This window comes from Vibrio toranzoniae (assembly GCF_024347655.1).
Taxonomy (GTDB): Bacteria; Pseudomonadota; Gammaproteobacteria; order Enterobacterales; family Vibrionaceae; genus Vibrio; species Vibrio toranzoniae.
The window spans coordinates 1,957,702-1,979,071 of sequence record NZ_AP025514.1; the positions used below are offsets into that span (position 1 = coordinate 1,957,702).

General features: G+C 44.3%; 20 protein-coding genes. 11 read left to right on the forward strand and 9 right to left on the reverse strand.

The window, feature by feature from the left end:
• Window positions 1–130 precede the first annotated feature (130 nt).
• Window positions 131–2,578 carry a molybdopterin guanine dinucleotide-containing S/N-oxide reductase gene (locus OCU50_RS08655; RefSeq protein ID WP_060467989.1) on the reverse strand — a complete coding sequence of 816 codons (2,448 nt, stop codon included), beginning with the start codon at window positions 2,576–2,578 and terminating at the stop codon, window positions 131–133.
• A 22-nt stretch (window positions 2,579–2,600) separates the two neighbouring features.
• Entirely contained in the window at window positions 2,601–3,707 is a 1,107-nt protein-coding gene (locus OCU50_RS08660) for a NapC/NirT family cytochrome c (RefSeq protein WP_060468145.1), read from the reverse strand.
• Between the two features lie 293 nt (window positions 3,708–4,000).
• Here OCU50_RS08660 and OCU50_RS08665 point away from each other — a divergent pair, with 293 nt between their 5' ends.
• Together OCU50_RS08665 and OCU50_RS08670 are read left to right on the forward strand one after the other, a co-directional pair.
• A complete protein-coding gene (locus OCU50_RS08665; RefSeq protein WP_060467990.1) occupies window positions 4,001–4,276 on the forward strand; it encodes a nitrogenase-stabilizing/protective protein NifW in 276 nt (91 codons plus the stop codon).
• A 157-nt stretch (window positions 4,277–4,433) separates the two neighbouring features.
• Window positions 4,434–5,558, forward strand: coding sequence for a M14 family metallopeptidase (locus OCU50_RS08670; RefSeq protein ID WP_048658353.1), 1,125 nt, complete (start codon window positions 4,434–4,436; stop codon window positions 5,556–5,558).
• Window positions 5,559–5,710: 152 nt separating this feature from the next.
• Here the strand turns inward: OCU50_RS08670 and OCU50_RS08675 are convergent, their stop codons facing one another.
• Window positions 5,711–6,067, reverse strand: a complete 357-nt coding sequence (locus OCU50_RS08675; RefSeq protein WP_017630073.1) for a hypothetical protein — start codon at window positions 6,065–6,067, stop codon at window positions 5,711–5,713.
• Between the two features lie 390 nt (window positions 6,068–6,457).
• Between OCU50_RS08675 and OCU50_RS08680 the strand changes: the two genes are divergently transcribed.
• Together OCU50_RS08680 and OCU50_RS08685 are read left to right on the forward strand one after the other, a co-directional pair.
• Window positions 6,458–7,696: a DEAD/DEAH box helicase gene (locus tag OCU50_RS08680; RefSeq protein WP_060467991.1), complete on the forward strand. Its 1,239-nt coding sequence runs from the start codon at window positions 6,458–6,460 to the stop codon at window positions 7,694–7,696.
• A gap of 252 nt (window positions 7,697–7,948) precedes the next feature.
• Window positions 7,949–8,170 carry a hypothetical protein gene (locus OCU50_RS08685; protein WP_060467992.1) on the forward strand — a complete coding sequence of 74 codons (222 nt, stop codon included), beginning with the start codon at window positions 7,949–7,951 and terminating at the stop codon, window positions 8,168–8,170.
• Window positions 8,171–8,432: 262 nt separating this feature from the next.
• Here the strand turns inward: OCU50_RS08685 and OCU50_RS08690 are convergent, their stop codons facing one another.
• Window positions 8,433–8,600 carry a hypothetical protein gene (locus tag OCU50_RS08690; RefSeq protein ID WP_167346763.1) on the reverse strand — a complete coding sequence of 56 codons (168 nt, stop codon included), beginning with the start codon at window positions 8,598–8,600 and terminating at the stop codon, window positions 8,433–8,435.
• 107 nt (window positions 8,601–8,707) lie between these two features.
• Entirely contained in the window at window positions 8,708–8,971 is a 264-nt protein-coding gene (locus OCU50_RS08695) for a DUF1289 domain-containing protein (protein ID WP_060467993.1), read from the reverse strand.
• A 194-nt stretch (window positions 8,972–9,165) separates the two neighbouring features.
• On the opposite strand from OCU50_RS08695, the gene OCU50_RS08700 reads away from it, so the two are divergent.
• The 5 genes from OCU50_RS08700 (at window position 9,166) to OCU50_RS08720 (ending at window position 14,022) form a co-directional block, all read left to right on the forward strand.
• Window positions 9,166–9,612 carry an META domain-containing protein gene (locus OCU50_RS08700; RefSeq protein WP_060467994.1) on the forward strand — a complete coding sequence of 149 codons (447 nt, stop codon included), beginning with the start codon at window positions 9,166–9,168 and terminating at the stop codon, window positions 9,610–9,612.
• Window positions 9,613–9,923: 311 nt separating this feature from the next.
• Window positions 9,924–11,090, forward strand: a complete 1,167-nt coding sequence (locus tag OCU50_RS08705) for an ABC transporter substrate-binding protein (protein WP_060467995.1) — start codon at window positions 9,924–9,926, stop codon at window positions 11,088–11,090.
• Between the two features lie 5 nt (window positions 11,091–11,095).
• The gene (locus OCU50_RS08710) at window positions 11,096–12,796 is read left to right on the forward strand and encodes an ABC transporter permease (protein ID WP_060467996.1); all 1,701 of its coding nucleotides are present in this window, start codon (window positions 11,096–11,098) and stop codon (window positions 12,794–12,796) included.
• The gene (locus OCU50_RS08715; RefSeq protein WP_060467997.1) at window positions 12,762–13,412 is read left to right on the forward strand and encodes an ATP-binding cassette domain-containing protein; all 651 of its coding nucleotides are present in this window, start codon (window positions 12,762–12,764) and stop codon (window positions 13,410–13,412) included. The genes OCU50_RS08710 and OCU50_RS08715 overlap by 35 nt, the downstream gene beginning before the upstream one ends.
• Complete coding sequence (locus tag OCU50_RS08720) at window positions 13,402–14,022, forward strand: CDP-alcohol phosphatidyltransferase family protein (RefSeq protein ID WP_060467998.1); 621 nt, start codon at window positions 13,402–13,404, stop codon at window positions 14,020–14,022. The genes OCU50_RS08715 and OCU50_RS08720 overlap by 11 nt, the downstream gene beginning before the upstream one ends.
• Window positions 14,023–14,098: 76 nt before the next feature.
• Here the strand turns inward: OCU50_RS08720 and OCU50_RS08725 are convergent, their stop codons facing one another.
• The 3 genes from OCU50_RS08725 to OCU50_RS08735 form a co-directional block, all read right to left on the reverse strand.
• Window positions 14,099–15,052, reverse strand: coding sequence for a class I SAM-dependent methyltransferase (locus OCU50_RS08725; RefSeq protein WP_060467999.1), 954 nt, complete (start codon window positions 15,050–15,052; stop codon window positions 14,099–14,101).
• 8 nt (window positions 15,053–15,060) lie between these two features.
• Window positions 15,061–15,759 (reverse strand): TIGR01621 family pseudouridine synthase, encoded by a 699-nt coding sequence (locus OCU50_RS08730; protein WP_060468000.1) that lies wholly within the window; start codon window positions 15,757–15,759, stop codon window positions 15,061–15,063.
• Window positions 15,760–16,032: 273 nt separating this feature from the next.
• Window positions 16,033–17,466, reverse strand: coding sequence for a sodium-dependent transporter (locus tag OCU50_RS08735; RefSeq protein WP_082710334.1), 1,434 nt, complete (start codon window positions 17,464–17,466; stop codon window positions 16,033–16,035).
• A 367-nt stretch (window positions 17,467–17,833) separates the two neighbouring features.
• Between OCU50_RS08735 and cls the strand changes: the two genes are divergently transcribed.
• Together cls and OCU50_RS08745 are read left to right on the forward strand one after the other, a co-directional pair.
• Complete coding sequence (gene cls / locus OCU50_RS08740; RefSeq protein ID WP_060468002.1) at window positions 17,834–19,288, forward strand: cardiolipin synthase; 1,455 nt, start codon at window positions 17,834–17,836, stop codon at window positions 19,286–19,288.
• Window positions 19,289–19,463: 175 nt separating this feature from the next.
• Complete coding sequence (locus OCU50_RS08745; RefSeq protein WP_060468003.1) at window positions 19,464–20,648, forward strand: cystathionine beta-lyase; 1,185 nt, start codon at window positions 19,464–19,466, stop codon at window positions 20,646–20,648.
• 107 nt (window positions 20,649–20,755) lie between these two features.
• Here OCU50_RS08745 and OCU50_RS08750 read toward each other — a convergent pair whose 3' ends face one another.
• The gene (locus OCU50_RS08750; protein ID WP_060468004.1) at window positions 20,756–21,322 is read right to left on the reverse strand and encodes a DNA-3-methyladenine glycosylase I; all 567 of its coding nucleotides are present in this window, start codon (window positions 21,320–21,322) and stop codon (window positions 20,756–20,758) included.
• Between the last annotated feature and the right edge of the window lie 48 nt (window positions 21,323–21,370).

Genomic DNA, 21,370 nt, shown 5'->3' on the forward strand with positions numbered 1-21,370 from the left:
GCTTTGATGTCGTTGATTATTATGAGTTGTCTACTCGACACACAGTAATAGTCTTTCCACCGCAAAAAAGATCATAAAAAAAGCCAGCGGCTAGGCTGGCTTCGTTCAATTAGCTATTTCTCGTTAAAGATTAACCATTTTTAGGTGGATCAAATGCCGTCAGTTCTAATACTGGGCCTGTGTATTTTTCAATTTTCACAAGCGCAGAGTTCGCCGCACAACCATTCGCCAAACGAGAGGTCGGAATATCCAACGTAAGTACGTTACAGCCGCCGTTTTTACATAGGCCTGTATCTTTATCTAAATCTGGCCAACCGCCTTCATGGATACATACAGAGCCTTGTTTGATGCCATCAGTCACTAATGCACCAACCAATACTTGGCCACGACCATTGTGTGCACGAACCAAATAACCCGTTTTAATACCACGCGCTTTTGCGTCTTCAGGGTGAATTGAAATCGGCTCGCGGTCTGCGATCGCGTACTCTTCACGAATCTTGGCGTAGTTGAACTGACTGTGTAGACGGTGCGCGGCGTGCGCTGTCATCAATTGCAGTTCACCATCTTTTGCATTGCCGGTGTACTCTGTTGGCTCTAACCAAGTAGGGTGCGCCGGACAATCGTCTAGTTGGTAACCTTCAATCGTTCTTGAAAAAATCTCGAACTTGCCACTCGGTGTACCTAGTGGGTTCATGATTGGGTTCTCACGGAAATCTGCGTAACGAACGAACTGTGCATTCTTCTCGTTCCACTTCATCTCAATCAGTTGGTTATCTTCCCAGAACTTGCTGAAGTTAGGCATTACGATGCGCTGACCACGACCGCCTTGCTGTGCGGTTTTGTAGAAACCGTACAGCCATTCCATTTCGGTCTTGCCTTCGGTGTACACATCACGGCCACCTGGGGCAAGTAACTCAGACATGTCCGCAAACACATCGAAGTCATTACGCGCTTCACCTTGAGGTTCGACTACTTTCTTCATTGGCACTAGGTGTTGGTTACTGTAGTCACCTGTCATCGTCATATCATTACGTTCAAACGATGTAGTAATTGGCAACACAATATCCGCGTGTTTAGCTGCTGCTGTCCAGTAAGGTTCTGAGATAACAATCAGCTCAGGTTTTTGCCACGCTTTAATCAAGCGATTGGTATCTTGGTGGTGAGTAAAGTTCGCACCGCCTGCCCACCAGATCATTTTGATCTCTGGGAACGTTAGGTTGTGACCATTGTGATGGTAGCTTGAACCCGGATTTTCTAGCGCTTCAACAATACGCGCGACAGGGAATGCGTTCACAGATCCTGAAACTGCCCAGTCGTTACCCGCCGAAGAACCACCGCCAAGAGACGCTGAAATCGCAGGAAGTACACCTGCATCACGAGCAGGGTTACCGCCGTTTGAGTAGTGGTAAGAAAGACCGAAACCACCACCAGGTAAGCCAACTTGACCTAGCATTGTCGCTAGCGTAACCAACATCCAGTGACGTTGTTCACCGTATTGTTGACGCTGCATACCCCAGCCAGACATCAGTATAGTACGGTTCTTACTGAAGATATCAGCAAGTAGCTCAAGCTGCTTCACTGACACACCACAGATCTCAGACGCCCACTCAGCAGATTTTTCAACGCCGTCTTCTTTGCCCATTAGGTAAGCTTCGAATACGTCATAACCTGTTGTGTATTTGCCCAAGAATTCTTTGTCGTGTTTACCCTGCTTCACTAATGTGTGCGCAATACCCATCATCATGGCTACGTCAGTCATTGGGTGCGGAGCAATCCACTCTGCGTTGTCGCCAAAGAACTCGATAGTCTCAGAACGCATTGGATCAATCGCGATCACTGTCTTGCCCGATTTCTTCAACTGGTGGAAGAATTCAAGACCCGCACAGTCCGTTGAGCTCCAAGCGATCTTCAAGGTATTGATTGGGTTTAGACCCCAAAGTACCACCACATCACTGTGCTCAAGGATGACTGGGTAAGTCGTTTGTTGTTCATACACTTCAATCGAACCCACCACGTGCGGCATGATGACCTGCGCAGCACCTGTTGAGTAATCACCTAAGTGACCAGAGTAACCACCAGCCATGCTCATGTAACGTTGTAGAAGTGTTTGCGCTTTATGTAGCACACCACTTGAACGCCAACCGTAAGAGCCTGCGAATACCGATTCTGCACCGTACTCTTTACGAATACGTGAGTGTTGTTGATGAATCAGTTTATACACTTCATCCCAAGAGATGCGAACAAACTCATCGCTACCACGTACACCTTCAGGTGCAGATGGGTTAGCCAAGTAGCCTTTACGAACCATAGGGTATTTAACACGCGCTTTGGTGTGTACTTGGTCAGGGCCTGTAGTTTGTAGGCTGTTTGGAACGGTTTGTGCCAGTGCATTCGTGGTCGACACTAACTTACCATCTTTCACTTCACACAGCATTGGTCCCATACGGCCTGATGTTAGAACACCAGAACCGCGCTTGTCAGAAGCCATTGCGCTCATCGGCGTCAAGGATGTGAATGCCAACGCACCAGCAGTGATACCTGTGCCTTTCATAAATCCACGACGGGTCATATTAGTCATAATTTTATCCTTCTAATTCTCTTTAGTGACCAACAACGTCTTTCGCGTGGTTTTGGAAGTACTTAGTCAGCAGCTCAAGGTTTTGCTCAGAAATGTCGGTACGGTCGCCCATACTTTTCGCAACAGGTCCCCAAGCGTTCACAGTGAAGTGGTTTGAAGGAATCTTCGCGTGACACGTTGCACAATAAACATTGTCCAACTCTTCTGCATAAGACCAGATTGGGTCTAGGGTATCGACAACTGGGTCAGTAATGTCACCCGTTAACGCCACTGAACGCCACTCGTTACCGTAAGCATCGGCTTTGTATTCACCAGTAGTCAGTGCTTCTTGACCTTTGTCTGTCAGTGTCGCAACGATTGCACGTTGACCTTCACCGAAGTAAAGCACTTGTTCTGCACCTTTCATTTGGAACGCATTCAGAGTCACCGTACGGTTATCGCCTTCAGCTTTAACGACTTCAAGTTCAGCCGTTGGGTTTACGCTACCGAACTCGCCCATTGCGATATCGGTTACTGGGTAAACCACCTTCGCATCTGCTGGCGTGTTTTTGGTAAAGGCAATCAGAGTATCGAAGGCTTTGCTGTCTAGCTGAGCTTCAGGGGCAAAGTGCGCGACGCCTTTATGACAATCTATACACGTTTGGTTGTTCTCTTTACCGTAAGCGTGCATTTTCGCCGCATCACGAGATTGCTCGAACTCTTCCATTGCATCGAATTCGTGACAAGAGCGACACGTCGCTGAGTCATTCTCACGGAATTGAGCCCATACTGTTTCAGCCATCTCTTCACGGTGTGCTTCGTATTTCTCAGGCGTGTCGATCTTACCTGTGATGAATTCGTGGTAGATGTCTTTAGACGCTCTTACTTTGGTGATCACATAGTCAATCGGATCCGTTGGGATGTGGCAATCGGCACATTCAGCTCGAATGCCTTTTGCGTTACTGAAGTGAACTGAACCTTGATACTCTTTGTGGGGTGCTTCCATCGTGTGGCAAGAAACACAAAACTCAGTGCTCGATGTATAGTGCATAACGGCTGCAGTTCCCCCTAAGGTTAACCAGCCAATACCTATACCAACCGCCGCTATTAGTGCGATATAACGTTTTTTATTGTCATAATTCTTAATCATCTTCAACAATTGGTTACAATTGAGATCAGAATAATACTTTAGGGGTAGATCTGTTTGATTTGGATCATAAATCGCAACCTGAGGAACAGAAATTGAACCTTTCTGAGAGCTCACGGTCACTTTGAAAAATTAGCCCCCTCAAAACCTAATCACCTACAAAATACAAGACTACACTTAAATGTTGATTATTGATTAATCTAATATCAACGATACAAAACGGCTTTCTAAGTCAAAGAAGTAAATTGTAAATCTAATACAATATCGGCTAACTCTTTTCATAAGCTCTTCACTCCATGAACCAAACAGAATTCCAGCAAAAAATAGCGAGTTTCACCTCCATCGAACAAGCGCTTGATTACTTTGAAATTGGGTTTGATAGCAAGTTCATCGACCAGAACAGAATCGAACTGGTCAAACGATTTAATGGTTATCTGATTCTTGCGAAACCTGATGATTGGTTTTCTGGACGAAGAGCATTGAAAAACGCTTACTGCAAGGTGCAACGTAGTAAGTTAGATCGCCACACACGCTCTGCCTGTCGTGGGTGTACCACTTGCCAGCGCCGATAATTGGAAAGTTAGTTGTTCAAAAGAAAGTTGGTTGTTCAAAAATAGACAACGAAAAAGTAGATAGTTGAAATAACATCTCATTACGATTTAGTTAGTGGTTTGCTCGAAAAAAAGTGTGCTAGTCTTACGGCAACTCAACTACGAGATAAAAACTACAATGAAAATTTTCAGCAACTTCGAAAGCGGCAACATTCACGTCGTTTCAGCAGATTCACCACAAAATATTCAACTGACTATCCCAGCAGACAACCAGACTGAAATCTCTCAGTGGTTCCACTTCCGCTTAGAAAGTGATGCTCAACAAGCACACCACTTTGAAATCGGCCAATTGGCAACTTCTGCATACCCTGAAGGCTGGAAAGATTACGATGTGGTTGCATCGTACGACCGTGAAGAGTGGTTCCGTATTCCATCTCAGTTCGATGGTGACACGCTAAGCTTCGACATCATTCCTGAGCACGATTCAATGTACTTCGCGTATTTCGCACCATATTCATACGATCGTCACCAAGATCTTCTGCACAGTGCGCAAACGCACCCAGCTTGTAAGCTAGAAACTCTAGGTCACACACTAGACAACAATGACATCACTTTGCTAACCATTGGTGAGCCAAGTGAAGAGAAGAAAAACATTTGGGTTATTGGTCGCCAACACCCGGGCGAGACGATGGCTGAATGGTTGATCGAAGGCCTACTTCAACGCCTGCTTGATGAAACGGACACGGTAGGTCGTTCACTGCTAGACAGCGTTGTTTTCCGTGTTGTTCCTAACATGAACCCAGATGGCAGCATCCGTGGTCACCTGCGTACTAACGCGATTGGCGTTAACCTGAACCGTGAATGGCAATCACCTTCTATGGAACGTAGCCCAGAAGTCTTCCTTGTTCGCGAGCGCATGCTAGAAACGGGCGTTGATCTGTGTCTAGACATTCACGGCGACGAAGCGATTCCATATAACTTTGTAGCAGGTAGCGAAGGCACGCCTTCATACAACGAACGCATTGCTAAACTAGAGAATCACTTCAAGCAAGCACTACTGACTATCACGCCAGAGTTCCAAGATGAGTTTGGTTACGATAAAGACGAACCGGGCAAAGCGAATATGACGGTTGGCACAAACTGGATTGGTGAGCAGTTCAAGTGTTTAGCTTACACAGTCGAAATGCCATTTAAAGATCACATCAGCCACGCTGACGAACTTTACGGTTGGTCTCCAGAGCGCAGCGTTGCATTTGGTCACGACATGCTAGCCGCAGTTTGGGCAACAGTAGACGAACTATAAAACGAACCATAGACAGACTAAGCTCTTTGTTTGTCCCTGTATCTAGTTTGAATAGATATAACAAAGCCCAGCACTTGTGAGAGTGTTGGGCTTTTTAATCTCAGCTTAGAATCGAGTAATTTGGGCTTTAAGACATCTAACCCTAAAGCTCTTTAAGCCACTCTCAAGCTTGCAAAAAATACTGGGTATCGCTGTCTGATGTGGCGTTGTTCAGACACCATATCTTTAAAGCTTGGACCTTGTGATAACTGAACGATCACTTCGTCCCCTTCTTGTCGCAATACAGCGCCGCTAATATCGATACTGTTATTATCATGCAACCTTAAGGTACCAGCCATTGAAAAGCCGCGATAAACAGGAATGATGTTACGCATCATCAGGCGGACGCCCTTTTCAGACACTTCACTGACATGAAAAAGCTCATCCTTAATTCGCATCACCGGGCGTGCCTTTTGGGGGTACTTTAAGCGGTAATATTTGCGTTTCTGGGTGAATGACTCTTCACGCATTAGTGGCTCCCTGTCTCTGTTATTCTGTAAAGCAAACTGACCGTTAATTTCAGTAATCATCAGCAATGGCCATTCTTAATCTTCAATTCGGCTTCAAATAAATACATTCACCAAGTTGATATCTGCCGATTATATCGGCTTGAGAATATAATACTTTAGATATTTGCTCCAGGCGCTAATTATTGACTCATTGCGTACAAAAAAAGGACTTCAGTCATATACGTTGAGTACTTCACTTCTGTATAAAATCTAAACTGAACCGTTAGTTGACTATACTCACAACATTTTTTACTTTGTTTTCAATAAGCTTGTCATTATGGCTGCAAAACTGATTCTCTAACATTTGTAGCCCTGTTAGACTCCACCTCCCTTTTGATACTTGGTTCATTTATGTCATTTGATAACCTAACCCTTAACGCAAAAACCGTCGCGGCTATACCATCTCAATTCGATAAACCAACAGAGATACAACAAGCGGTAATTCCTACAATTATTGCAGGGAAAGACGTGCTGGCGTTGGCTCAAACGGGTAGCGGAAAAACATTGGCGTTTGGCTTACCTTTGCTGAACAACATCAACCATGATGTCAATGAACTGCAAGCGCTGGTTATCGTTCCAACACGTGAACTGGCGTCTCAAGTCGCTGAGTCTTTAGAACCGATCGCAACGGCTATTAATATCAGCACGATGACCTTAATGGGCGGTGTGAACACGGATGACCAACAACAGCAATTATTAACCAAACCACAACTTGCTATCGCAACACCGGGGCGCTTGCTAGCTGTTATCAAAAGTGGCGAATTGGAGTTAACTCAATGTGTGTCATTGGTTCTTGATGAAGCAGACCGATTAATCGACATGGGATTTTGGCCTGATATTCAAGCGATCACCGAAGCTCTGCCAACGAAGCGCCAGTCACTGCTATTCTCTGCGACACTTCCTCCAGAGTTGGTCAATCAAGCTGAAACGCTTTTATCAAACCCAGAAAAGATCACGACTCACCAAGAGAATAGCGTTGTCTCTGCCATTGATGAAACACTCTATCTCGTGAACAAAGGCAGTAAAGCTCAAGCGCTCCTTGCTCTACTTAATCAGAACGATTGGTCACAGGTTTTGGTGTTTATCGGAGCAAAAGATAACGCCGACGCATTAACCAAGCGATTGAACAAAGCCAAGATCAGCGTGAGTGCGTTACATGGCAACAAGAGCCAAGAAGAGCGCGCGCAGGCGTTAGAGAGTTTCAAAAATGGCGAAACTCGCGTGCTTATCGCAACCGATGTGATGGCTCGTGGCATCCATATCGATCAGCTACCTGTTGTGATCAACTTTGAACTGCCTTCTCACTCAGCAACTTATGTACATCGCGTAGGAAGAACGGCGAGAGCAGGGAGCGCAGGCTGTGCTATCTCGCTCGTTAGCCACAGTGAAAACGAGCACCTCAATGCGATTCGAATTTTGACCAACAAACCGCTTCCGTTGCAATCGTTAGAAGGTTTCCCTGTGACTGATAAACCAGCATCAGAAACAACGGTTCGTAAGCGCCCGCCAAAAGACAAAATGGCCAATCGACGAACAGCTAAAAAGAAGAACGTCAAACAATTTAAGAGCAAACCAAACAGCTCAAAGTAACCAGAAATAGCTCTATGCAACCATAAATAGAATAATTAGCTCAGTTTTCACTGGGCTTTTTATAGGCAACAAAACATAAAGTTCACGCCCAAAACAGATCTAAAGACGCCAACTTAAATGACACTTTTGTGAATTATGATGCCAACGTATTGATTCTTGGTTGCTCAAAAAAAATACTCTTAAATCACGTTGACGCCCCTATATCTGACAACTAGATTTTTCTATTAGTGTCTAAAACAGGAGGTCATTGAAATGAAACGTGCTAGCTCTACATATCGATTGCAATTGATTAAGGAAGTGGCAACCCGCCAAGATCGTCAACGTTGCAATGACCCGATGACAAACTACATACAAGATCTAATAGACAGAAAAGACGATTGTGATACTTTGGTGGAACGTAACCAAAGGTTCAATGGCAGTCATTTTGATGAACATATCGGTGGTTGGGTTAGCGATCATTGGGGCAGTAAGTAAGTCGATTTCTGGCTGAGTTAATAAATAAAGCAGCAAGCAACGTAGCCGACTGTAGTGTTTATCTTGGCGTTAATTAACCCACTATCTGCAACAATTTCCTATCACTGAGCCAGTAGAAAGTATCTTAGTTAAAAGATCATAAAATTAATGGTTGCCTTCTAAATACCCAATACCCATTGAGTTAGAGAAGGCAACGACTTCCAGTTGATGAAGGTATTGATTTAGCTTTAGACAAATTTAACCGTTCACAACACTCTGCATGTTATTGAAAAGGCATATCTGAAAGGTGTGAAAGTATCTCCAGTTGCTCTTCTTCTGTCATCGAATGCCAATCGCGTGCACTTTTTTCTGGATCATCTTTAGCCCCAATTCGCTTTCTATCCAGTGCTTGGGCTGGTTTTTTATTTAGTTTTGTGTCCTTTTTATTCATACCAACACCTTTCCTTCTGGTACAACGTACCTATCTTATTATTACACACCAAGCATTATGTAAAGTAATAGTTACTTCAGGGTTAAATAAAATCTTAACACTTCACTTTAGCCGAAAAGATCTCTTTGGGGACTGGTATTTCCCTCTACTTTTTCAGGCTCACCAACTAAGTTTTTTTGCTTCATTATTTTTCGTCTATAGCGCTGACGACACAGTTTTATCACGTGCAATTGCTCTGACGGTGTCATCGACATCCAATTAAAACGTTCATCTCTTTTACGCATACAACCATTGCAATAACCTTTTTCATCGCTTGAGCAAACCCCAACGCAAGGGCTTGGAACTTGGAAAAACTCTAACTGCTCCACCATGCCTCCTCACTTCCTTACACATTAAAAACCTAGCTTACTAATTAAAAAATAAGCGATTAATTGGTCGATGAGGTCATAAAATACATAATAAACTATGACCTTATACTGACACATATAGTGTTTTGTAAACTATACTTTTAACCTATTAAGTTACACATACCCCATAACTTCGTTTTCCTTTGGAGCCTTATAGTATGAAGTTTAGTTCAAAAAAATTACTAGCAATAGCCGCTTTACCTATGGTGCTAGCAGCATGCACGACAACAGGTGATAACGCAGTGCAAGTAACACCAACCGATCTACAGCACCATAATTGGGAACTTGCGCAAATTGATGGTAAGGACATTGAGAAAAGCGAACATCAAGCAACACCTCGTCTAGAGGTCGGCGAAAAGATGACAGCAAACGGCATGGCTGGTTGTAACAACTTCTTTGGTCAGGGCGAGCTGAAAGACGGTCAATTCCGCATTAAGCAAATGGGCATGACAATGAAAATGTGTCACGGCTCTGCGATGGAAATCGAACAATCGGTTTCTGCTACTCTAAGCGAGTGGAGCGACGTAACGCTAACAAACGATACGCTAGTACTGAAAAACGATGTACACACACTAACGTACACAATTCGTGACTGGGTAAACTAATCCGTCATCGACATCAGATATTGATTTAAGGAGCCTTCATGGCTCCTTTTTATTGCTTGCTCAAAACCTAATCATTAAAAACACCACTTCTCGCCTTCTTTTCGTACCAACCTCCAATAAATATCAAAAAAATCTCATTTAGGTGCAATTAATTCACCGCTTTAACGGTCTGTTGTTAGGATGGCAGAGGCCCCTAGTAATTGATTGAATTTACTCTTGAATTAGAAATTATTTAAGAAACAGATAGAATAACTATTAGGGAGTTCGAAAACACAATGCTCTTGCCCGTTCACTACCAAATGGAAAAGTTTATGAACAAGATAGTAAGTACGTTAGGAATCATGGCAACCGTTGCATACAGCGCAACCATTTATGCTGATGAAGCAACATCAACCGACAGCTGGAACCAAATTGAACAGCAGGCAGAGGGAGAAACTGTCTACTTTCACGCTTGGGGCGGAAGCCAAGAAATCAATCGTTACCTACAATGGGCAGGCAAGAAGTTACAGAGTGACTACGGTGTTACCTTAAAGCATGTAAAAGTAACCGATATTGCAGAAACCACGACTCGCTTACTTGCAGAAAAAGCGGCAGGCAAGAACAGTGAAGGCAGTGTTGATATCGTTTGGATCAATGGCGAAAACTTCCGTTCAATGAAAGACAACGCTTTGTTGTTTGGCCCATTCACGGAGTCGCTTCCAAACTGGCAATATGTCGATAAGTCTTTACCGATAGATGTCGACTTCTCTGAACCAACAGAAGGCCTTGAAGCACCTTGGGGCGTTGGACAACTTGTGTTCATTCACGACCAAGAGACACTACACAACCCGCCACAATCGTTTTCGGAGATGTTGAGCTACGCTCAAGCTTTCCCAAACCGTTTGAGCTACCCTCGCCCACCTGAATTTCACGGCACTAGCTTCATCAAGTCTCTATTGATTGAGCTAACAAACAATAACCCAGCACTGGCTCAGCCTGTTTCGGAAGACAACTTCCAAGCAGTAACAGCACCACTCTGGGCTTACCTAGACAAATTCCATAAAGTGGCGTGGCGCGGTGGTAAACAATTCCCTGCTGGCACATCTGAAAGCATCCAACTTCTGGATGATGGACAACTCGACCTAGCCATAACATTCAATCCAAACTCTGTATATTCAGCGCAAGCAAGTGGCCGTTTAGCGGAAACTACCAAAGCTTATGCATTAGAAAGTGGCGCTCTATCTAATATTCACTTCCTTGCGATCCCTTGGAATGCCAATGCAAGTGCTGGCGCTCAAGTGACCATCAACTTCCTATTGAGCCCAGAAGCGCAATCTCGTAAGGGTGACCTCAATGTTTGGGGCGATCCTTCAGTGCTGAGCAGCAAATACCTGACCGGAAGTGCTAAAAATACTCAGCAATTTAAATCGGTTGATGAACCACACCCAAGCTGGCAAAACGCGCTCGAGAAAGAGTGGCTTAAGCGATACGGTAACTAAGCTTAATGCTACGCGCTCTATATTTTGTTGTTATAGCTGTGTGCATTATCCCTACGATTCCCGGGGTAGCGGGAGTGGTGGCCTCGTCACTGAGTTTTATCCCGCCCCTAGGTTTAGAGGAGCCCTCTCTCAACGGTTTTAGCCAAGTCTTCCAATGGGAAGGGGCTTGGCACTCTATCGGTTTAAGCCTAGGCTCTGCGATCGCGAGCAGCTACATCGCCTGCTTCCTTACCTTTTGTATTCTTCAAGCCTCTTGGGGAAACAAATTTTGGAGAAAGATTGAGCTGACGTTGTCGCCAATGCTGGCTATTCCACATGTCGCTTTCGCTATTGGCTTTGCTTTTCTATTTAGCCCAACAGGCCTTGGAGCGAGAGCGGTACATCACCTACTCGGTGAATCGGCGACGAGTTCTGAATTGGCTTTGTTGGTTAAAGACCCATACGCTTTCGGCCTTATCATTATGCTGGCATTCAAAGAAGTGCCTTTCCTATTGCTGATGAGCATATCGATACTTCAACAAATCGATGTCGAACGTATCACTAAGGTGAGTGCTTCACTGGGCTACAGTCGCTATCAGATTTGGTGGAAGTGTATTTTCCCACAATGGTTTACTAAGCTTCGTTTCCCAATGCTTGCGGTACTCGCTTACAGTGTATCGGTTGTTGATATTGCTTTGATCATTGGCCCAACTAACCCGCCGACCTTTGCCGTTTTAGTTTGGCAATGGTTCAATGATCCAGATCTCAACCTACTGCCACGAGCAGCAGCCGGAGCCATTGTGCTATTTGGCTTAGCGTCGTTAATCATCGCCTTAGCACGTTTGGTTGAGTGGGCAATTCTGAAATACTTTCGAACTTGGCAATATTCAGGCAGAACAGGCGTAAACCTTCCCGGGAAAACCGTGTTTACGGTGCTTGCTGCGCTGTCACTGCTTATCATTCCATTGATGGTGATTTGGAGTGTTGCCCAACGTTGGCGTTTCCCAGACCTACTCCCTAGCCGATATAGCATGCGTTTCTGGGAGTTTGAGTGGGATGGCATCATGAGTACCGTGGGACAAAGCTTATGGATTGGTCTTATCGCCGCTTCTGTGGCTTTAATACTTGCGCTTGTTGCTCACGAATATCGGATCAAGTACAAGTGGCAAGTTCCCGGCTTTATCATCGCGATCCCAATGTTGATCCCTCAACTCTCTGTGTTGTTCGGTATGCAAGTCACCACGCTTTATATCGGCAGCAGCGCTTATGAGTTCTGGGTGATTTGGGCACACGTATTCTTCGCCTTTCCATTTGTGTACCTGTCTTTAGACGGGCCTTGGAAGAGCTTCAATGATGGGCTCATTAAAGCGTCACTCAGCCTAGGCAAGTCGCCATTTCAAAGTTGGTACTCCATCAAGCTTCCTATCTTGTTGCCTGCTGTTGCCTTCGCTTGGGCGGTCGGGATCAGTGTGAGTTTGGCTCAATACTTACCAACATTAATGCTTGGCGCGGGTCGCATTAGCACGATCACCACAGAAGCTGTTGCGCTAACGAGTGGTTTCGACCGCAGAGTGACCGCTATTTACGCTATCTGGCAGGCCTTATTGCCTCTGTTCTTTTTCTCTTTAGCGATATTGGTCAGCCGACTTCAGCTCAGATATCGCCGTCTTACTTTTAAGGGTTTTCTAAGTAATGAGTCTGTACCTCAACGACCTCGCCATCCGTAAAAACGATGGTGAATCGCTGTTTTCAGCGCTAAACGTAACATTAGAATCAGGCCAAGTACTGGCTTTGATGGGCCCGAGCGGTTGCGGAAAATCGACTTTGTTGGATGCCGTTGCTGGGCATCTGAATGATGAGTTTTCATACTCTGGCACTGTTGTTTTGAATGATATTCAGCTCGATGATCTTCCATCACATCAACGTGAGGTCGGTATTCTGTTTCAAGATGACTTGCTGTTCCCTCATCTAAAAGTGTGGGAAAACTTAGCATTCTCATTACCTAACTCTATTAAGGGTTCCGCTCGTCAACAGCAAGCAATGACAGCGTTAAAAGACATTGAACTGACTCATTTAGCGGAGTCATTCCCTGATCAAATCTCCGGCGGTCAACGTGCGAGAATAAGCTTAACTCGTATGCTTTTGGCTAAGCCTAAATTGGCTTTGCTTGATGAACCGTTCAGTAAGTTAGACCAAGAGCTCAGAGCACAGTTTCGCGATTGGGTGTTTGAGCAGTTGACGAAAGCCAATATCCCTACGCTGATGGTGACGCACGACGACGCAGACGTGCCTCAAGGGGCGCAAGTACTCTCTTGGCCATGGAGAAGTCACTATGCTGGATAAATACTCTATCAAGGTCATTAAGTGGCCGTTAAACCAATCAGCAAAAGTACTGAATCAACTCGGTATCACAGCGAACCAAACCACCCTGCTCGGATTTTTAGTCGGCTGTTTAGCGTTTCCTGCGTTAGCATTTCAACAATATGAGTGGGCGTTAGGCTTCATTGTATTCAACAGAGTGTGTGATGGACTTGATGGCGCCTTGGCTCGAATCCAAGGCATCAGTGATGCGGGCGGCTTCCTCGATATCAGCCTAGATTTCCTTTTCTACTCGCTGATCCCTTTTGGCTTTGTGATTGCCAATCCAGAGCACAACGCCATTGCCGGTGCATTTTTGGTCTTCTCTTTTATCGGCACAGGCAGCAGCTTTTTAGCGTTTGCGGTGATGGCAGGCAAGCGAGGCATCGAGAACCCCGTTTATAAACATAAGTCTCTGTACTACATGTCTGGGCTAACAGAAGGCACAGAAACCATAGCTAGCTTCATCGCATTCTGTATTTGGCCGCAACACTTTGCAGTTATCGCTTATACCTTTGGTGCGGCGTGTTGGCTAACCACGTTCATGCGTATTTATTTTGGGTTCCAAACCCTCAAGACTCAGCAAGAGAGTTAGCAATCTAACGACAAAAAAAAGATACAAAAACGCCACTCAATATGAGTGGCGTTTTCTTTCTAATGCTAACATTCGATTAAGCGTCAGCAGCAGTGTTAATTCTAAATCTCAATACTTTGAGGCTTGAATCAAGGTCGACATCGACAAACTCAGGCGGGTTGTCTAGGCGCTCAATAAACTCAACGTTTGGCGCTTCTTCTGCCATCGTTTCGATAAGGAAATTAGGAGAAACCGCTGGTGAGTTAACACACGCAATCACTTCACCACCTTCCGTTAGAAGCTCAGGCAATCGACGTAAGATCTTTTTGTAGTCTTTAGTTAGTGCGAAACTGCCTTTTTGGAACGAAGGCGGATCAATGATAACCAACTCGTAAGGGCCGCCTTTCTTGATTTTTCCCCACGACTTAAAGATATCGTAGCCAAGAAAGTTAACCGAGCGCATGTCGTGGTCATTCAAACGGTGATTATCGCGGCCTTTGTTTAGCGAACCACGCGACATATCCACGTTCATGCACTGGCGAGCGCCACCAGCGATAGCTGCGACAGAGAAGCCACAAGTGTATGCGAACAAGTTAAGTACGTTTTTATCCTTGGCATTATCTTGTACCCACTGACGACCGTTACGCATGTCTAGGAACAAACCGAAGTTCTGATTACGGCCAATGTCGAGCTGATACTTAAGACCGTGCTCAACCACGACTGGAGAGTCATTCAACTCACCCCATAGAACCTCTGAAGGCGCACCATCAGCATAACGGTGTTGCAGAACAATACTTGTGCCCTGCTTTGCTTGCCAGATCTCTTTATTGGTCAAGTCCACCAATCCAGCTTTAAGAGATGACAAGAACTCATCGTCTACTTCTTTGAATACGTTAACCAGTAGTTGCCCATCAACCCAATCACATGTCAGTTGCTCTAGACCTGGCCAAAACTTACCACGACCGTGAAAGATACGACGCAGTTCATTAGGAACTTCATTAAGTTGCTGTTCAATATGACTAAAAAACAGAGGTAAAGCTGATGCTTCCATTATTTCACTCACTTAGTGTTTAGCTTTGGCCAAGTTAATGACCAAGGTTCAAGCCAACAGTCCAAACCGTTAGAAACGATTTCCTGATGCCACTTCTCTCCTAAAGAGTCTAAGCTCCTTGGGTCGCAGACATATTCGTAGGCTTGTGATTGATAGGTAAATCGAATCGCGAAGGCATGCAGATAACCTCTATCAGCCTCACTCGATGGATTGTAAATAGGGTCACCAGCAATAGCTGAGCCGATCGACTTCATCGCGACACGGATCTGGTGAGTTCGCCCAGTATAGGGTTTACATAAAAGTAGACGCTCACCGGGTTCAGCCGTTGCTGATAAAAACTGAGTAATCGCTGGGTTTTCTTTGCTGGTCAATAACTTCCAGCTAGAGCGTCGTGAACGCTCCATATCTCCAGAAATCAAACCCTGCTTTTTCTTCGGCTTCTTAAAGCCAATCGCAAGGTAGTATTTCTCCACTTCACGCTTTGCGAAAAGCTGTGAAAGCTCACTCGCCGCTGAAGAGTTCTTTGCTAGCAGCAGAATGCCTGAGGTCATTTTATCAAGGCGATGAACGAGATACAGCTTAGGTTCATTGATTGCCTTAGCCACTTCTTGAAGCAACATAGTATCGCCATCATCTTTGTGGACGCTGACACCAGGGTGCTTATTGATAAGTAAAAAATCAGAGTGGTTCAGAAGAATATCGAACATGTAAAAGCTAGCTCCATTGTAGAGCGTGGAGTATACCGTGTCTGAACCCAGAATCCAGCTACGAAAAAGTCCAACGAACTCAATAAACTTTCTTTCTCACGAACAATTTCACACTAGAGCGACCTAAATCAAAATACAGCTCAACTAATCGTTAATGGTATTTAGACTAAGTACCAAGAGGGTAACTTTAGTTATTATAATTAACGAATAGAGTCGTAAGCATAAAAAACGGGAGCCTAAGGCTCCCGTTTATCAATTGACTTTAGCTTGCGATTAGAATTTTTTAGAAATTACCGCAGAGCCAGCAATGATACCAATACCTAGTAGCATGATTGCCCCTTTACCGCTGTCGAAGCCAGAAGAGATACCCATGAACGCTACAATAGCGATAGCTACTGGGATGATGTACTTAACGAGTGTGTACCACAGACCGAACAATGGGAAAGAGACTTCACCGTCGTTAGTGATTTCTTTCTCTAAGTCTGCACGGTTTAGTCTCCAACCTGCAAAGATACATACCAACATACCGCCAACGGCCAGGAAGATCTTGTCAGTCAATAGATCAAAGATATCGAATGCACCAGTATCAAACAGTGTTGGACCGAAACCACCAAGTGATAAAGAAGCAAAGATACATAGAATGACCATAACTGAACTTGCAGTCAGTACTGCTGTTACACGCTTCATGCCTTTTTCATCAATTAGGTAAGAAACCACAACTTCAAGTAGAGATACTGAAGAAGTCAGTGCAGCAACACTTAGACCAACGAAGAACATAAGAGCAAATAGAAGGCCAACTACGCCGCCCATTTCAGCGAATAGCTGAGGAACAACAACGAAGACTAGACCAGGACCAGCTGCAGGCTCCATACCAAATGCGAACATTGCAGGGAACATTGCTACACCAGCTAGGATAGCAACGCCAGTATCCATCGCTGTAACCATAGCTGTAGTTTGAACTAGATTCTCTTTCTTCTTAAGGTAAGAACCGTATGTCAACATACAACCCATACCAAGACTTAATGAGAAGAAGGCTTGACCTAGTGCTGCTAGGATTACACCGCTGTCTACTTTAGAGAAGTCAGGGCTGAATAGGAATTCAAGACCAGCCATCGCGCCCGGAAGCATGATGCCTTTAATTGATACCACGATAAGGATGATGAAAAGAATTGGCATCAATATCTTACCCGCCTTCTCAATACCACCAGAGATACCTTTAATAACGATAACAACGTTAAGCAACAGATACAGGCCCATCCACATTAATGGTTGAACTGGGTTTGAGATAAAACCGCCGAAGCTATCACCAATGGCTTCTGGTGCATCAAGAAGACCACCAGCAATTTTACCAATGTATGCAATTGACCAACCACCTACAACTGGGTAAAAACCCATAATTAATAGGCCGCTGAACACACCGATAACGCCGGCGAACGTCCAACGACGGTCTGTTGTTTTAAATGCACCTACTGCTGATCTTTGCGTATGACGGCCAATCGCAAATTCAGTCAACATGACACTGAAACCGATAAAGATGACAAAAAACAGGTAGATTGCAACGAATGCACCGCCGCCGCTTTCGCCTGCTGTGTAAGGGAATTTCCAAATGTTACCTAAGCCAACAGCAGAACCTGCTGCAGCCATTACGAATCCTAACTTCGAACCCCAGGTATCGCGAGGTGTTGTGGTTGTATTACTCGTAGCCACGTGTACTCCAAACTTTTGTGTTATGTGATGTTGTGTTTTGCTTTGGGTGGCGTCTTTAAAAGATAAGGTGTATAAATAAATTTACACAACTAAAAGATTTGATTGACGCTCGTTATATAGCAAGTAAACCAGTTTAAAAATAAAATTGGAAGCGCGAACCGTACATATTTCGTTACCAGTGTAAATTTTTATGGTTAAATAGTACGCTTTCGCTCAAAACAATCGCTTTCTTCTTAAGTTAACTAAAACTTAACAACTTTAACCTATTTACAGCTTTTGCTCTATTTTGTAAATAGTTGATTCCTTAAATTCCCATATTCTTAAAATAGCATTACTATCTAACTGTCTCTTTTTTCGAGTATTCAATGTGGAAAAGTTCTACCATTTTTTAACTTTGGCTTCTGTCGCTTTGTACTGGGTTCTTGTCGCCGGTGTAACTTTACGTATCGTACTAAAACGACGCTCTCTCAGTGTTTCTCTTTCCTGGCTCATGATTATTTACATTCTCCCTATTGTTGGAGTCGCTTTTTACTTTCTTTTTGGTGAACTGAACTTAGGTAGAAAGCGAGCTGAACGCGCGCACCGAATGTTTACTCCCTTTGGTGATTGGTTCCGCCAGTTAAATAATTGCCAACTGCACCAGCCAGGCAAAGTCGGCTCGCCTATCCACAAGATTGATGAACTTTGTAACAATAGGATGGGCATTCCTGCACTCAGTGGTAACACGCTTTCACTGCAAGCTTCTCCTAATGAGAGCTTACACGCCATTATCGAAGATATAGAAAATGCCCAGACCAGTATTAAGATGGTTTTCTATATTTGGCACCCTGGCGGCCTTACTGACTCGGTAGCGTCTTCACTCATTAGAGCAGCAAAACGCGGCGTCGATGTTAAAGTTTTGCTCGATTCAGCAGGTAGCCCTCGCTTCTTCAGGAGCCACTGGTATCTAATGATGAAAAACGCAGGCGTCCAAGTTGTGCAAGCGTTGGAAGTGAGCCCATGGCGTATTTTTTTACGGCGCTTAGATTTAAGGCAACATCGCAAAATCATCGTAATTGACGAATCCATTGCTTATACCGGTTCAATGAACATGGTTGACCCACTCCATTTCAAACAAAGCTCAGGGGTGGGTCACTGGATCGACGTAATGGTCCGTATAACTGGCCCAACCGTTAACGTGCTGTCGGCAATCCATGGTTGGGATTGGGAAGTAGAAACGGGCGAACGAATTCTTCCCGACTTACCGAAATGTCCTGTTGAAGAAATAATGACTCATCATCCAGTTCAAGTTGTTCCATCAGGTCCGGGGATGCCTGAATATTTAATCCTGCAGGTTCTAACTATTGCCATTAATCAGGCAAATAAATCTCTATGCATCACCACGCCTTACTTTGTCCCTAGTGCAGACTTATTAGAGACACTTAAAATGACAGCTCAACGTGGTGTAAACGTAGAACTGATCATTCCACACAACAACGATTCGTTAATGGTTAAATGGGCTTCTCGCGCCTTTTATACCGAGCTGCTTGAAGCAGGAGTGAAAATTTATGAGTTTTATGGTGGCCTTCTTCATACCAAATCTGTAGTGGTTGATGAAGAATTCTGTTTGATCGGAACGGTCAATATTGACATGCGTAGTCTCTGGCTCAATTTTGAAGTCACACTTGCCGTCGATGATGTACACTTCACTCGACAACTATCAGAATTACAAAAGTCTTACATTGAATCGGCTCATCAAGTTGAATTAGAACAATGGGAAAAGAGGAGCCTAGGTAACCGCTTCTTTGAAAGGTTGTTCTATTTGTTCAATCCTCTGCTTTAATAAGATCAAAGAATCAGTAATAACTGGCCACTCATCACTTCCTAATTACGCTTGTAACCGTTAATCCTAAACCACGACAAAAATTAAAAAGTGTAAAAACTCCAGTCTCCCTCTTGATTTGGGGGCTGCTAGCATGTTTTAAATAGAACATAACCATCGATAAGGAATTCACAGCATGTCCGAAAGCAAAACCACCAAACTCATCACAGCAGGTCGTGATAAGAAGTGGACCAATGGCGTCGTAAACCCACCAGTTCAACGAGCTTCTACTGTCGTTTTCAACACAGTAGAAGAGAAACGTAAAGCAACCGTTAATCGCGCTAACCAAACTCTTTTCTACGGACGCCGTGGCACTACGACTCATTTCGCGTTTCAAGATGCAATGGTTGAAGTTGAAGGCGGTGCAGGCTGTGCTCTTTATCCTTGTGGTACAGCAGCAATCTCAAACGCAATCTTATCTTTTGTAGAAACAGGAGACCATATTCTCATGGTCGACACCTGTTACGAACCAACTCGTGATTTTTGCGAAACCATCATGAAAAAGATGGGTGTGGAAACAACTTACTATAAGCCAACCATTGGCGAAGACATTAAAGATCTTATAAAGCCAAACACCAAAGTGCTTTTTACCGAGTCTCCGGGTTCAGTCACCATGGAAGTACAAGACATCCCAACACTCGCACGTATTGCTCACGAGCATGAAATCATCGTGATGCTAGACAACACTTGGGCAGCAGGCGTTAACTTCTCTCCGTTTGATTTCGGTGTTGATATATCGATTCAAGCAGCGACCAAATACATCGTTGGCCATTCTGATGTAATGTTGGGGACCGCTGTTGCCAACGAAAAATGCTGGGAACAACTACGAGAACAGAGTTACTTGATGGGACAATGTGTCTCTCCAGATGACGCTTATCTTGGTCTTCGTGGTATTCGAACTCTTGATGTTCGACTACGCCAACACGCAGAAAGCAGCTTGAAAGTCGCAAAATGGTTAGAGACTCGCCCTGAAGTTGACCACGTTCGTCATCCTGCCCTAGAGACTTGCCCCGGCCATGAGTTCTTCAAACGAGATTTTACTGGTGGTAATGGCTTATTCTCTTTTGTTTTAAAGAACTCAAACCCACAAGCAACGACGGCGCTGCTTGACGGCATGACCCACTTTAGCATGGGTTACTCATGGGGTGGATTTGAGAGTTTGATTCTAGCAAATGAGCCAAGTAGCTTTAACAGCCTGAGAACTGTTGCCAATCCTAATTTCGAAGGTACCTTGATACGTGTTCATATTGGGTTAGAAGATGTCGATGACCTGATTGCCGATCTAGAGGCGGGCTTAGAACGTTATAGCGCTCTGATTTAATTTCAAGAGTCATACCAATCGTATTATTATTATATCAAAAGGCAGGACTACCCTGCCTTTTCTATGTTCAATTACCTCACAATTATTTCGTCACAAGAAATAACACTTTATTTATGAGGACAACCGACTAAATGATCATTGACCATACCGGTCGCTTGCATAAACGCGTAACAGATTGTTTCCCCAACAAACTTAAAGCCTCTCTTCTTTAAAAACTTACTCATCGCTTTGGATTGCTCTGTAGAGGCGGGAACTTGGGACATCTCGGTCCATTGATTTTCAATCACCTTATTATCGACAAACTGCCATAAAGCATTGGATAAAGAACCAAACTCTTTCTGAAGTTCAAGCGTTGCACGAGCATTGTTGTAAACCGAAGCAATCTTACCCTTATGCTTAACCACATCGAAGTTTTCAATGATATTCGCCACATTGTCTTCATTGAGTGCGGCTAGCTTGTTGAGATCATAGTTATCAAATGCGGCACGGTAGCCGTCGCGCTTTTTGAGTATCGTGATCCAACTCAGGCCAGCTTGTGCCCCCTCTAACGTAATGAATTCAAACAACACTTGGTCGTCGTAAACCGGTACGCCCCACTCAGTATCGTGATATTCCCTTTCCAGTTCATGTTTAAGAGCCCATGCGCAGGTTCTATCCGATGCGTTCGCTTCCATTTTGTCTTCTCTTTTATCAATCGGTATATAAAAATAACGCCCCATTCA